The 13,781-nt window shown below is 38.6% G+C and carries 12 protein-coding genes and 1 pseudogene; 10 read left to right on the top strand and 3 right to left on the bottom strand.

Annotated features, from left to right (window positions below; translation table 11 throughout):
• Positions 1-43 precede the first annotated feature (43 nt).
• Positions 44-172, top strand: a pseudogene (locus AAEY87_RS01980) (transposase); the annotation flags it as partial.
• Between the two features lie 277 nt (positions 173-449).
• Positions 450-728: a peptidylprolyl isomerase PpiC gene (ppiC, locus tag AAEY87_RS01975; protein ID WP_350655732.1), complete on the top strand. Its 279-nt coding sequence runs from the start codon at positions 450-452 to the stop codon at positions 726-728.
• Between the two features lie 1,061 nt (positions 729-1,789).
• On the opposite strand, the gene dpaL is transcribed toward ppiC, so the two are convergent.
• From dpaL to AAEY87_RS01960, 3 genes are read right to left on the bottom strand one after another with little or no spacing between them, the layout of a single operon-like run.
• Entirely contained in the window at positions 1,790-2,965 is a 1,176-nt protein-coding gene (dpaL, locus tag AAEY87_RS01970) for a diaminopropionate ammonia-lyase (RefSeq protein ID WP_350655731.1), read from the bottom strand.
• 60 nt (positions 2,966-3,025) lie between these two features.
• Positions 3,026-3,409 carry a RidA family protein gene (locus AAEY87_RS01965; RefSeq protein WP_350655730.1) on the bottom strand — a complete coding sequence of 128 codons (384 nt, stop codon included), beginning with the start codon at positions 3,407-3,409 and terminating at the stop codon, positions 3,026-3,028.
• A 22-nt stretch (positions 3,410-3,431) separates the two neighbouring features.
• On the bottom strand, positions 3,432-4,133 hold the full coding sequence (locus AAEY87_RS01960; RefSeq protein WP_203226578.1) for a helix-turn-helix transcriptional regulator: 702 nt from the start codon (positions 4,131-4,133) through the stop codon (positions 3,432-3,434).
• Positions 4,134-4,512: 379 nt separating this feature from the next.
• On the opposite strand from AAEY87_RS01960, the gene AAEY87_RS01955 reads away from it, so the two are divergent.
• The 8 genes from AAEY87_RS01955 to AAEY87_RS01920 all read left to right on the top strand — a co-directional run bounded on the left by AAEY87_RS01955 (position 4,513) and on the right by AAEY87_RS01920 (position 13,095).
• Positions 4,513-5,679, top strand: a complete 1,167-nt coding sequence (locus tag AAEY87_RS01955) for a M24 family metallopeptidase (RefSeq protein ID WP_350655729.1) — start codon at positions 4,513-4,515, stop codon at positions 5,677-5,679.
• An 18-nt stretch (positions 5,680-5,697) separates the two neighbouring features.
• Positions 5,698-7,275 carry a BCCT family transporter gene (locus AAEY87_RS01950; protein WP_068326968.1) on the top strand — a complete coding sequence of 526 codons (1,578 nt, stop codon included), beginning with the start codon at positions 5,698-5,700 and terminating at the stop codon, positions 7,273-7,275.
• A 209-nt stretch (positions 7,276-7,484) separates the two neighbouring features.
• Positions 7,485-8,162, top strand: coding sequence for a maleate cis-trans isomerase family protein (locus AAEY87_RS01945; RefSeq protein WP_203226579.1), 678 nt, complete (start codon positions 7,485-7,487; stop codon positions 8,160-8,162).
• Between the two features lie 182 nt (positions 8,163-8,344).
• The gene (locus AAEY87_RS01940; protein WP_068326974.1) at positions 8,345-8,926 is read left to right on the top strand and encodes a TRAP transporter small permease; all 582 of its coding nucleotides are present in this window, start codon (positions 8,345-8,347) and stop codon (positions 8,924-8,926) included.
• Complete coding sequence (locus AAEY87_RS01935; RefSeq protein ID WP_350655728.1) at positions 8,850-10,193, top strand: TRAP transporter large permease; 1,344 nt, start codon at positions 8,850-8,852, stop codon at positions 10,191-10,193. The genes AAEY87_RS01940 and AAEY87_RS01935 overlap by 77 nt, the downstream gene beginning before the upstream one ends.
• A 28-nt stretch (positions 10,194-10,221) precedes the next feature.
• Positions 10,222-11,262 carry a TRAP transporter substrate-binding protein DctP gene (dctP, locus tag AAEY87_RS01930; protein ID WP_350655727.1) on the top strand — a complete coding sequence of 347 codons (1,041 nt, stop codon included), beginning with the start codon at positions 10,222-10,224 and terminating at the stop codon, positions 11,260-11,262.
• Positions 11,263-11,356: 94 nt separating this feature from the next.
• Positions 11,357-12,505: a M20 aminoacylase family protein gene (locus tag AAEY87_RS01925; RefSeq protein WP_068326983.1), complete on the top strand. Its 1,149-nt coding sequence runs from the start codon at positions 11,357-11,359 to the stop codon at positions 12,503-12,505.
• Positions 12,506-12,825: 320 nt separating this feature from the next.
• A complete protein-coding gene (locus tag AAEY87_RS01920; protein ID WP_350655726.1) occupies positions 12,826-13,095 on the top strand; it encodes a type II toxin-antitoxin system HicB family antitoxin in 270 nt (89 codons plus the stop codon).
• Positions 13,096-13,781: the final 686 nt, after the last annotated feature.

Genomic DNA, 13,781 nt, shown 5'->3' with positions numbered 1-13,781 from the left:
ACAACTAAAATTGGTAAACTAACGACTCTATGAGGAATTTATCATGACCAAGAAAAAGCAACGCTACAGTGCAGCTTTCAAAGCTGAAATCATCGAATAGATAGCAGATAACAAAGGTAATGTTTCAGCGACTGCAAAGCAGCTAGATATAGCCATGCAGACATTATCTAACTGACAAAATACAGCGAATGGAGGTTGTCGTATTCTCTCAGCATATTGAGTCTCCGACAATATCGGGACGTTTCACTTTGAAGTAATGAATCACATCAGCATTATAAAGCCTATGGTGTAGTGGCAGCGATACTCAAAAGATATCGATTCTCATCCAAAGAGTAGCGCCTGTGTAGATAATGACTTTTTATGAAGTAGAGCGTACAAGTGAGTTTAGCAACCAAGGTAAGTAGTGATATAATGCTCCGATAATCGATATTTTATGAAGGGTTTACATTATGGCTCGTACAGCTAGCGCATTACATATTTTAGTAAAACACAAAGAACTGGCTGACGACATTATTGCCAAGCTTAAAAAAGGCGCCCAGTTTGATGTGCTGGCTAAGAAACACTCAACCTGCCCATCAGGTAAAAAAGGCGGCAGCTTAGGTGAGTTTAAACAAGGCGACATGGTACCAGCATTTGATAAAGTCTGCTTCAACGGCGAACTATTTACCCCACATTTAGTGAAAACCAAATTTGGCTGGCATGTGGTTAAGGTGCTTTACAGGACGTAAGCGTTAGAGTCTGTAGTGGCATAGAGGCTTTGGACTGTTTTTAATAGATGATGTACAAGAAAAGCCAGACAACTAAGCTGTCTGGCTTTTTTATGATTAATACTTATCTGTCTGCCAAAAATTATGCTCACATATACAGGTACTTCAATCAGACAAGGATAATTGCAGTACTCACATATAACATCGTCTAAGTAAGCATAGCATTGGGAAATCGTCTCAAACTGGGTTTTCTATATTATGTGCTCTATTTCTTTCTAAATCGCCTTACCACCAAAAATATCCAAAAATTGATTGACAGTTTTCGATGCATCCGAGAGAGGGTTGTCAAAAAGGTTAATCGATCGGTTGCAAATGATACGGCTAAGCTAAAAAAATTCAAGAGTTTGAAAAGGACATGCCTAGTTTTGAAGGTGAGGTTACAAGCTTAGATAGTTATAATGACTATGTGCTAACTGTGATTAGTCAACTTAAACAGAATAATAAAGGAAGTCTTTCTTCTGCTTTGATCAGCTATGTGATGCATCTTTTGTTGATAGTTAATGATTTAACTAGTTAAGAAACAGAAACGTTAGGTTAGTGTGTGAGAGATTGAAAATATGGCTTATAAGCATACTACTCGATTGATACTGGTTCACCCATTTCGATATGTCTTTTAATAGTAACAAACGGTTGCTACCTCTTCACAACCTTGCTGATAGTAGCGGCCTATTACCGCTAACTTAAAGTCTGTGTCGCACTTCATAACATCCATATATTGTGTCCAATTAATGGGGCAGGGCAAGTTCAATAAAAAGGTTTGAAGAAACTTAAAGGTTATAAGTATGTTATTAAGTGAGCTATTGATTAGTAGTTTTCTAAATAGTGAGCACGATTTCATTAATAAATATTGGATATCGTAAAGTATATAAAGAAAAATCAAAACATAAAGTATATGTAAATCTATACTTTATGTAAAACCTATCAGACACAAAAAAACCTCAAGTAAACGAATACTTGAGGCAAAACTTGCTTAGACTTAAAAATCTAAATTCGTTTTAAGTAGGAATGAGCACTAATAAAATCTAATACTTAGCATCCCAAACAATATCTCTATATCTATTTGGATTAGTATCTCCTTCAGAGCTAAATACTAAGACTACGGAGTCTTGATCCAAACCTAACTTTTCAAGTAGATCATGATTTGAGGGGTCGCTACAAAGCTTGTAAAGCACACCAAGTGTAATTGCGCCAGATTCTCCACTAATAACTCGAGGATCATCTTGTAAAGGATTACCCAGTACTCGCATACCAGTGGCAGTTACGTTGTCATCAACAGAAGCAAAGTAATTACTGCAATCTTTTAAAATCTGCCAAGTGACTGGATTTGGTTCACCGCAAGCAAGCCCTGCCATGATACTGTTTAGTTCACCCGTTACATTAACGATTTCACCTTGCGCACTGGTACCGGAGCGATAAATACAGTCAGCTGCTGCAGGTTCTGCAATAATGGTTTCAAAGTTGTCTGCACCAAGCTTGTCTGCAAGATAGCCCAGTACACCACCAGCCATCGAACCAACACCTGCTTGTAGTATTACATGAGTTGGCATTCCTTCAGACATTTCAGATGCTTGTTCAATAGCTTCATCTGCCATGGTCATGTAGCCTTGGGCGATCCAGGTCGGTATTTTCTCATAGCCTTTCCAAGCGGTATCCTGCACTAAAATCCAGCCATTTTCTTCGGCTGTTTTATTTGCTAGGCGGACTGTATCATCATAATTTATATCGGTTACGATACATTCTGCACCTAATCCTCGAATACGCTCGACACTTACTGGTGATGATCCCTTCGGCATATAGACAACAGCTCTTTGTCCCATTTCACGAGCAGCCCACGCTACTCCAGTGCCATGATTACCAGCTGTTGCTGTCGCAAATACTAGAGGCTTGTCTAATTTAGAAGATACTGTTTTTAAATCAATTTCTGTAATATCAATGTCAATATATTCAGCTAACAAACTTCCTAAAGCATAGGAGCCACCTAGAACTTTGAATGCGTTGAGTCCAAAACGATGAGATTCATCCTTAACTAGGATTGATTTTACACCAAGTTTTTTCGCCAACATTGGTAATGAGACTAGAGGCGTCGGTTTATAACCATCAATCTGACAGTGAAATTTACGTATTTTTTTAGCTGATTCTGCATTAAAAAGGGACGAGTTTTGACCTGTATAAAAATGGTTTTCAGATATTTTCAGCATAATGTTCTCTTAGAGATAAAGAGGAGAAATGATACTGCGGTAGCAATATCGACTTATAGATTATCGAATAAAAGCAATTGCTTCTATTTCTACCAGTGCATTTTTTGGCAAACGTGCTGCTTCAAAACAGGTACGACTCGGCGCGGCATTAGTACCGAATACTTCAGTATAAACATCATTAAACGCAGAGAAGTTTTCCATATCAGAAAGCAGACATGTTGTTTTCAGTACTGAGTCTAAAGAGGCACCACTTGCTTCAAGTATCGCTTTTAAATTGGCTAGAGACTGGCGTGCTTGCTCTATGATTCCACCTTCCACAAACTCCATTGTTTTAGGATCTAGTGGTAATTGTCCTGAGGTAAAGACTAGCTCTTTAAATGCCATACCTTGAGAGTATGGTCCAATTGCTGCTGGTGCTGCATCTGTATGGATTGTTTTTTTCATTACCAATTCCTTTTGTTGGTTATTAGGATTTAAATTCTCGGATATATTTATAGATTGCATGGCGAGTGATTCCTAAATGCTCAGAAACCATTGCTGTTGCTTCTTTAAATTCAAATATTTCATTTTCAAGTAAAACTTTAGTTATAGCTTTGTTTCTACCTTTCTGGTTAACCGATGAGTCATTGTCAATTTCCAAAATTGCGTTATTAAGTGCTTGTTCAATTATATCTGTTGCAGATGAACTAAAGTTTTCATTAACGCCAGCATGTAAACCTGCCATATCCGGCATTAACGTTTGAATAATTTCTGGAAAAGGGCAGGATAAATTCATATTTATGCAGAACAATCCAATTGGTTTACCATCTTGACCCGCTAATACACAAGTAGTTGATTTGAGCAAAGCGCCATCTTTACTGGTAGTAAAATAACTTTTTGGTGCTACTTCGCCTGTTTTCTTGAACTGGCTGAGCATCTTTAACCCTACATCTGTAATAGGTGAATAGACAGTACGACCAGTATGGTGACCATTGACTATTTTAACGACTGATTTCTCAAAGCTTGCAAATGAATGAATCACTATTTCGCAATGAGGACCTATTAAGTCAGCGATTGTGTCAGCAAGTCGAAAGTAAGTTTCTAAGAACTTTGCATCTTCATCGGTAAATTCTGCGTTTAGTGCCTTAAATATTGTTTTTTTCACTTTTGAATCACTATTGTTAACCAAGTATGTTGCTTATATTGGTCTTCATAAAATAAAAACGCAAGCTAGAAATTAACTTTGCGTCACTATAAGACCATAAGTTTTGAATCAACGCAACTGTAAAGTTCACTAAATGTAATAATAATTAGCTACTTTTAATAAGTTAAAGTAATTTTTATGTATAGATAAATCGTTGATACAAAAGGTCTGTGACTACTTATTTACATAAAGTAACAATATATCAATTATTTTACACTCTTATAACGGATACTATATTTAACTATTAAGAAGCAATATTTTATTCAGGTAATTTTTATCTAAATAACGAAAACCGTAAGGCCTATAGTTCACTTATGTGGCTTTTGGTCATGTACCCTACTGTGATAACAAGGAAGATGTCACCATGATTAACTATCTACAACGTGGTTTTGAGCAGTCTGAATTTGAAGAAAGAACTGCCCGTGCACAGAAAGTTATGCACAATATGAAATTGGACGCGATGTTTTTTACCACTGAACCAAACGTACGTTATTTCACAGGGTTTCATACCCAGTTTTGGAAGAGTCCAACGCGACCTTGGTTTATAGTTATACCCGTAGAAGGCAAGCCAATCGCAGTTGTACCTGAAATCGGTGCCAGTGGTATGGCGGAGACTTGGGTTGATGACATCATCACTTGGCCATCGCCACGACCAGAAGACGATGGCATTAGCCTCGTTGCTGATACCCTAAATATGCTACCGAATCGCTATGGTCGTGTGGGGGCGACGCTAGGTATCGAATCGCACTTACGTATGCCGATTAACAACTACCTACAGCTTACTGAAAAAGTAAATAAAGAGTTTGTTGACATCTCTTTAGCGGTACATGAGCTGCGCCAAATTAAATCTCAGGCTGAGATTGAAAAAACGCGTGAAGTCTGTCGAATTACCAATTTCGGTTTTAATAAACTGCCCAGTTATGCTCGTGTCGGTATGACGGAGCGTGAAATCTGTAAACAGCTACGTATCGATATGTTGCAAGAAGGTGCAGATGAATGTCCATATATCATTGCAGGTTCTGGGTATGATGGCTATGACAGTATCATTATGGGCCCGACAGATCGAGCCATTGAAGATGGTGATGTATTAATTATTGATACTGGCGCAGCTCGTGATGGTTACTTCTCTGACTTTGATCGTAACTGGGCTTTTGGGCATGCAAGCGAGCAAACTAAAGCGGCTTATCGTGCTACATATGAAGCCACAACCAAAGGCTTTGAAGCTGCACGTCCCGGTGCAACCACTACGGATATATATAATGCAATGTGGGGTGTATTAGAGGCTAATGGCGCATTAGGGAATGATGTTGGCCGTCTGGGTCACGGCCTAGGTATTGAGCTGACAGAACGGCCATCCATTACCGCAACTGATAATTCTGTCCTCAAAGCGGGCATGATAATGACACTTGAGCCTGGCATGGTGTATGCGCCGGGAAAATCTATGGTGCACGAAGAGAATATCGTGATTACAGAAGACGGTGCAGAGTGGTTAAGTGTGCGCGCTGAGCCTGAGCTTATCATTATTAAATAATCCGCAGGAGTAGCTGTTATGTCAGATATATCAACAAAAACTGCGGAACCTAAACAAGGTCGATTAATATTTTTTAGCACCATGAGCTTTATTGTTTTAGTAGTAGCAGCAGGGATATTATTTCCAGATAAATTGTACACAGTAGGCATTGGTACTATGACTTATCTGACCGATACTTTCGGTTGGATATATATGGCAGGCTCATTTCTTTTTGTCATGTCGATGTTTTATCTTGCTTTTAGTAAGTATGGTGATATTAAACTTGGTGCTGATGATGCCAAACCTGAATTTAGCACGTTTTCTTGGATAGGTATGCTGTTTTCAGCAGGTATGGGTACGGTCATGCTCTATTGGGGTGTGGCAGAGCCTGTATATCATTATATGGAACCGCTATCTACCACTGGTATCCTTCCGCAAACTGCAGAAGCCGCGGAATTTGCAATGAAGCAGAGTTTTATTCACCAAGGTATTCAAGCTTGGTCGGCTTTTTCAGTGGTTGGTTTGGCTGTCGGTTATCTGATGTACCGCAAAAAAGAGAGCGGTCTAATAAGTAATATTCTCATTCCTTGGGGACGTGATAAAGCCAGTGGTTCGCTTGGAAAAATAGTTAATATAATCTGTGTCTTTGGTGCTATCGCTGGTATTTCAACTTCCCTTGGTCAAAGTGGACTATCCTTAGGAGTTAGTTTTTCTTACCTTTTTGGTACACCTGACGCGCCTTGGGTCGTCTTTTTACTCGTTGGTGTAATTGCTTTAATTACTATTGTATGTACCACGACCGGTCTTGAAAAAGGCATTAAATTGCTCTCAGATTATAATGCCTACCTGCTAATTGCTCTTATTCTACTAGTAGGATTTGTCGGGCCAACGACGACTATGATCAATGTCTATTTTGATTCTATCGGTAACTATATCAATGACTTTTTTAAAGATGCGTTGATGCTACCAACATTCGCAGCAGAGGAAGAGGCACCTTGGATTCGGGGTTGGCCAATCTATTATTACGCTTGGGCTATTGCTTGGGCACCCTTTGTAGGTCCATTCATTGCGCGGGTCTCTAAAGGACGTACTATACGCGAGTTTGTTTTGGGTTCAATGATTCTACCTTGTCTTGGCATCTTCTTATGGGTTGCCTTCTTTGGGACTATAGGTATTCAGTCGGAGCCTGCGGTATTAGAAGCAGCGGCAGCGTCCTCAAAAGCGGCAACCTTTATTGTATTAGAAGACTTTCCATTAGGTAAGGTTATCTCGCTAGGTGTGGTTATCGCGCTATTTACTTGCTTTATTACCTCACTTAACAGTTCTACTTTCACCCTAGCCAGCATGAGTGAAGAAGGTTCAGATAATCCCAGCAATAAGATGAAAATTATCTGGGTAATCGCTCAATCAGCTATGGCACTTACGCTAATGATGAGTAGTACAGGTATTGATTTATTACAAAGTATTAGCTTGATATTTGCATTGCCGTTGATGTTCGTACTTTTCTTGTGTGTTGCCAGTACCTTTAAAATGCTACGTGCTGAATTTGCAGAAGAATCTACACTTACCTCTAAAAGTGTTGCAGTAAAAATAACAAAAGATATAGAAACTGATTAACCAAAATCTGACTATTAAATAAGCCCTTACAAGTTTTGAAATATTAGATGCCAAGTTTTTAAATAAAATAGAGGTGTTCTAATGGCAAACTTATTTCTAATTAAGAGTTTAGTAAAATGAGAACAATAGACGAATTTAAAAATTTTGAAACACCTCTATCTTACGTTCCTGCAGAAAGAATGAACAGAGTTCATATAGGGCTTGTACAGTTGAGTACAGACCATTCATTGGAAATGGATTGGGCAAAATTGGTTGGTTCACAAGCGGCAGTATTTAGTACTCGAGTTTTTTATAGCAGTGAAATGAACGCAAAAGCACTTAATCAAATTGCAACGGGGATTAGTGATGCATCTAAGCTAATTGCAATGGGACTACCGATGGATGTCATGGCATTCGGCTGCACTTCAGCATCCATCATCATTGGTGAAGAAAGAGTTGCAAAACTATTAACCGAAAATCGAGGCAATATTCCAGTAACAAACCCATGGACAGCGGCCCAATCTGCATTTAAGCATCTTGGTGCTAATAAAATAGCAGTGTTTTCACCCTATACAACAGAGGTAAACTTTCCGCTTTACCAACAACTAACGCAGGCAGGGTTCGAAGTCTCTGTATTAGGGTCATTAGGCATAGAGAAAGATACCGATATTACTTTGGTATCTAAAGAGTCAATGTTCGAGGCGCTAAACCAGTTGTTGCCAGACTCAGGTGCTGACTTGGTGTTTATGTCTTGTACTAATCTAAGAGTATTAGATCACATTCAAGAAATTGAAGATATGTTTGATATGCCAGTTGTGTGTAGTACCTCAGCAATGTTCTGGCACGCAATGCATCTCACAGGAAAGAAAGCCATTTGCCCAGGCTACGGAAGTTTACTAAATAGTTAAATCATAATTAGCTTAGATATTCCGAAGTAATCTCAAGCTAATTATGAACATATATAGACACTGAATAAGGCTACAAATTATATGATTAAGATCGTTTGTTGCTGTTTTAAGTTTTAAGTGTAAACCGAGTATTAATTTTATATTAACTATCAATAGATATCTTAAATTTAAAAGGAGTTTAAATGGGTATCTTCAATAAAATCGATGATTTTGTTTCGATGATAACAGAATGGATTCTTGGCATCAGTATCATACTGATGGCAGTTACTTTGATTGCAAACGTCATAGCTAGGAAAGTATTTTCTAATAGCATTCCTGCAGCAGATGAGATTGGCGCTACGCTTCTCATTCTTGTTACCTTTAGTGGTATCGGTTACGCAGCTAGAAAGGGACGACATATTAGAATGTCAGCAATTTTTGACGCTGTACCCTTTAAAGCACAAAAAGTATTAATCATTATCATATCGATTGCAACTTGCATCACTTATTTATACGTCTGTTACATCGCATATGAATATATTCAGCATACTAGAATGTTAGGAAGAGTAACTTCAGCTCTTGAGTTGCCAGCATGGATCATACAGCTCGTCGTTCCTATCGGTTTTGGTTTAGGTGCTATTCAATATTTTTTAAACGTTATTGTAAATATAAAAGAGCCTGAACTATATATTGGAACAGAAAAAATAGATGGAGGTGATGGGATGGAACCCGATTTGTATACTGTGGATGAAGAAACGAGCGGAGGCCCTAAGGATGTTAATTAGCCTCTTGGTAGTTATGATTGTACTGCTTCTTATGGGTTTTCCCATGATGATGACAATGTTATTTTCAACACTCTTTTATATGATTTTTTTTATGCCTGATGTTGAAACTTTCACTTCAGTTCAACAAATGGTTCTTGGTGTACAAAGCCCTGTGCTGTTAGCCATTCCAATGTTTATGCTTGCCGCAGACATTATGTGTACGGGACAGACCTCAAAACGGCTTCTTGATTTTGTCGAAAGTTATGTAGGGCACCTCCCTGGTGGAATGGCAACGACGACAGCTATTACGTGTGCACTTTTCGGATCTATTTCAGGATCAACACAGGCAACGGTGGTGGCTGTCGGACGTCCTGTTCGTAATAGACTTCTTGAAAATGGTTATGATGACAGCGAAGTTATGGCGTTGATCATAAATGCTAGTAATTTGGCATACCTAATTCCTCCTAGTTTAGGCATGATTGTTTACGGAGTTGCTAGTGGTGCTTCTATTGGTGACCTATTTATTGCAGGCATAGGCCCTGCAATTCTAATTATAATTATGTTTTCTATTTATAGTGCTTTTTATGCAAAGGTTAAAAAAATCCCAAGTCTAAAAAAAGCATCGAATAAACAAAGGTGGGTTGCAACTAAAAAATGTCTTCTCGCTTTCGGATTTCCCTTAATTATTATGGGAGGTATTTATACAGGAATATTTAGTCCTACTGAAGCCGCTGCCGCCGCTGTACTCTATGCAATCATTGTAGAAGTAGGCTTCTATAAAAGCATTAAAATTCAAGAAATTTATAATATAGCTCTATCAACAGGCGTTATTACCACTGTGGTTTTCATTCTTGTTGCAGTAGGCGCTGCTTTTTCTTGGATTATCTCTTACGCTAGAGTGCCTCAGTTAATAGCTGAAGGACTTTTAGGAAATGATCCTTCAATCCTTACCATACTACTCGTTGTTAATATATTCTTTTTTATAGGATGTATGTTCGTAGAAGCAATCGTTGTTATTCTAATTCTCACTCCAATATTTGTACCAATTGCTTCTGCAGCTGGTATAGACCTTATTCATCTCGGCATCATAGTAACATTGCAGGTAGCCATTGGCTCAGGGACTCCGCCTTTTGGTACAAGCATTTTTACCTGTAGCGCTATCTTTGATCAACCTTACTTAAAAGTAATAAAAAACCAGGGTCCTTATATCGCTATGCTACTGATAGCCTGTGTGCTCGTTTCGGCATTCCCTAGTATATCGTTGTATTTAGGAAGCTTCGCTCAATAATTTTTTTGCAATTAAAGGATATAATGCAATGAAGAATATAAAGTCATATCTCGCCCTTGCTTTGTCGCTACCATTGTTGTTTGGTTGTGGCTCTAATGAAAGTGCCTCCACAAACGATCCAGATAAAGTTTATACGGTTAAAGTCACTCATGAAGAATACGCCGATACTGTACCTGATCTTTATGCTAAAGAACTAGCAAAACGTGTTGAGGAAAAAAGTAATGGTAGAATGAAATTTGAAGTATTTCAGGTTGGTCAGTTGGGAGTCGGTGTTGATTTAGTTGATCATCTTTTAACCGGAGCAACTCAGATGGCCATCATGAGCCCTGGTAACGTCGCAACAATCGTACCTGAAGGTCAGGTTTTTGCCCTTCATTATTTGCTCCCAACGGATGTGAAAGAGGCTTATGATTTTTTGGCAGAGAGCAAGGTTGCAAATACTGACCTACCAGCTATTTATGCTGAAAAAAACCTCAAACTAATGGACTTATGGCCTCTTGGAGGCAGTCAATGGCTTACTAAGAAGAACATACAAAGTCCTTCTGATTTTGATGGAATGGCTTTTAGAACCATGGATACGCCTCTAATTGTCAAAAACTACGAAGCATACAACGCCAATCCTACGCCTGTCTCATACACTGATGTTTATAGCGGCTTGCAGCTAAATATGGTTTCAGGAGTAGAAAACCCGCTTGGTGCTTTAGTAGATATGAAATGGTACGAAGTTCAAGATTATTTAATCATGTCTAATCATATTATGTATCTTGAAGGTGTTTTCCTTAATGACAAATACTTTAATTCACTTCCTGAAGATCTGCAAATTATTCTAAGTGAAACTATTGATGAAATGCATGACTATGCTTTCGAACTTCAGAAAAAAGCTAATGAAGACGCTGGGAAAGTACTGGCTGAGAATGTCAAAGTGATGCAGCTATCTAATGAACAGACTGCGAAATTCAAAGCTGCAGCGCTTCCTGTTCGTGATTATTTCAAGAAAAATGAAAGTGAAAGATCTGCTAAAGTACTTGAAGACCTAGAAGCAGAAATAAGCGCATTTGAAAAAAAGTAGATACAGAGATCTTCACATAATAGTAACTATTAGAACAAATAAACCTAGGGCAGCATGACAGTGCTGCCCTTTTTAAAGTTATTAGGAGAAAATTATGACTCTAGCAAAAAAAGTCGCTGAATGGCGCCGTCACATCCATCAATATCCTGAGCTAAGCACTAAAGAGTTTAAAACTGCAGAATTCGTTGCTAATAAGCTTGAGACGTTTGGGCTAGAAGTACATCGTGGTATCGGTGGCACTGGTGTAGTAGGTATTTTGAAAAATGGTACTAGCACGCGTTCCATTGGTCTGCGCGCTGATATGGATGCTTTACAAATTCATGAACAAAATACTTTTGATTATGTCTCCAAAAATGAAGGCGTTATGCACGCTTGTGGTCATGACGGTCACACCGCCATGCTACTTGGTGCAGCTCATGTGTTGGCAGAAAATAAAAGCTTTGATGGCACCGTGTATTTTATTTTTCAGCCAGATGAAGAGCGTGGTACTGGGGCTAAAGCGATGATTGCTGATGGTTTATTCACCCGTTGGCACATGGATGCTATCTATGGCATGCACAATATCCCCGGTGTCGCCAAAGGCAAGTTTGTCACGCGACCAAACGCACTGATGGCCAGTGAAAGCAGCTTTAAAATTATCATCAATGCCACTGGTGGTCATGCCGCACTACCGCATATGGGTACTGACCCGATTGTCGTGGGCGCGCAAGTGGTGACCGCGCTGCAAACCATCGTCTCGCGCAATTTGAGTGCTATTGATGAAACCGCCGTGATTTCAGTGACTAACTTTGAGACTAATGGCACGGTGAATGTTATCCCCTCAAAGGTAACGATTACCGGAGACACACGTAGCTTTACCGATTCAGCAATGCACAAAATTGAAAAAGCTATTGAGCGCGTGGTGGCAGGGCAATGTATGTCGGCAGGCGTAGAATATGAGTATAATTTTAACAATAGCTATTTATCCACAGTTAATACGCCAGAGCAGACCGCCCACGCAGTAAGTGCTGCCCAGAAAGTAGTTGGCGCTGAGAATGTAGATGGCAGTTGCGAGCGTTACACCATTAGTGAGGACTTCTCATTTATGCTACGCGAAGTTGATGGCTGCTACATTTTAATTGGTAATGGGGAGGGCGAGTGTGGCGGTACCGCACTGCACAATCCGCTCTATGATTTTAATGACGATATTCTCTCAATTGGAATAGAATATTGGAAAACTTTAGTAAATAATCAGCTTGATTAGCGGTATCTGTATTTTATAATGTCTATATTTAGAAAACTAGAATTGCGGCTTTCATGTCGCAATTCTTTTTAATATTAGGGACTGTCCTAGATAAGTAAAATTATTTAGGATAGCCCGTAATTTTATTTTAAGTATTAGAAAAGTATTGCCGTAAGCTAGAGACTTTTATAAAAAGTCGTGATTTAATCAGAGCTATAGAGAAAGGTGGTTGGTACGAAGTAAGTGTTGTTGGTAGTCATGACTATTTTAAAGCGGGCTGGGTTGACTATCTGACTTGTTTATTTTTCAATACATACACTTAAGATTATTAGGAGTGGAGGATGAAATATCCCATAGCAATCCAACAAGGTGATGACGATACTGCGTATGGCATCATTATCCCAGATACAGCGGGCTGCTATTCAGCTAGTGATGAGGATGAAAATATTTTGAAAAATGCTAAACAAGCTATTGTGCTTCATATAAGTGGCATGATAGAAGATGGCGAACCAATTCCTATGCCTACTGATAGTAATAAATATAAAGATGACCCTGATTTTGAGGGAATGCCTTGGGCAACGGTCGATGTTCAAATAGTTGAGTTTTATTGATGAAGTTGAATAGTAACCAATGTATACAAGAGATGAGAATTGAACTCATGCTAATCGATACAGTTATACGCCTATAAGCAATTACAAATAGTAGTAGATTGAATAGATCGGTACTCATAATGTAAATAGCATTTAGATGAATTGCTTATTTAAATGCTATTTATGCCAGACAAGTTGTGAAAGAATATTTATACGAGAGTATCGATATAAGGTATATCGCTATGGAACATGGAATGAGCAGATGCTATTAGAACTAAAAAAAATATATGTCGTAAGCTATGCTGAAGCTCATTTGAGGATAGGCTGTTAACTTCGCCGATTGTGATAAGTATGAGGTATTTTGACAAATCAGAACTGTTAAAAATATTATTGGACGTGATTGCTCGGATTTATGATGCAGAAGGCTTTGACTCTAAGTGTGATTATATAAAGATAAAGAGACTAAATAATACCTGGGCACAATATTTAAAAAAATATCAGTCAGAACTCCCCAAATCTACCGTTGAATTAATTGGTTTGTCACTCTAACTTTCTATTTCACTATTAAAAATAGGTGTTTTTACACAGCCTAGAGATCATCAATGGACATTAGCCATGATAAGAATTCTCTTCAATGTCTATGCTAAGAGGTAATCTTGGCACAGCAATCCTATTGATTAAGAGATGATAGAGAGTATTGTTCTTAT

The sequence above is a fragment of the Psychrobacter sp. S1-30-MNA-CIBAN-0213 genome, assembly GCF_040309845.1.
GTDB lineage: Bacteria > Pseudomonadota > Gammaproteobacteria > Pseudomonadales > Moraxellaceae > Psychrobacter.
Note: the sequence above shows the minus strand (reverse complement) of the source record. Positions and strands in the feature narration are given on the sequence as shown.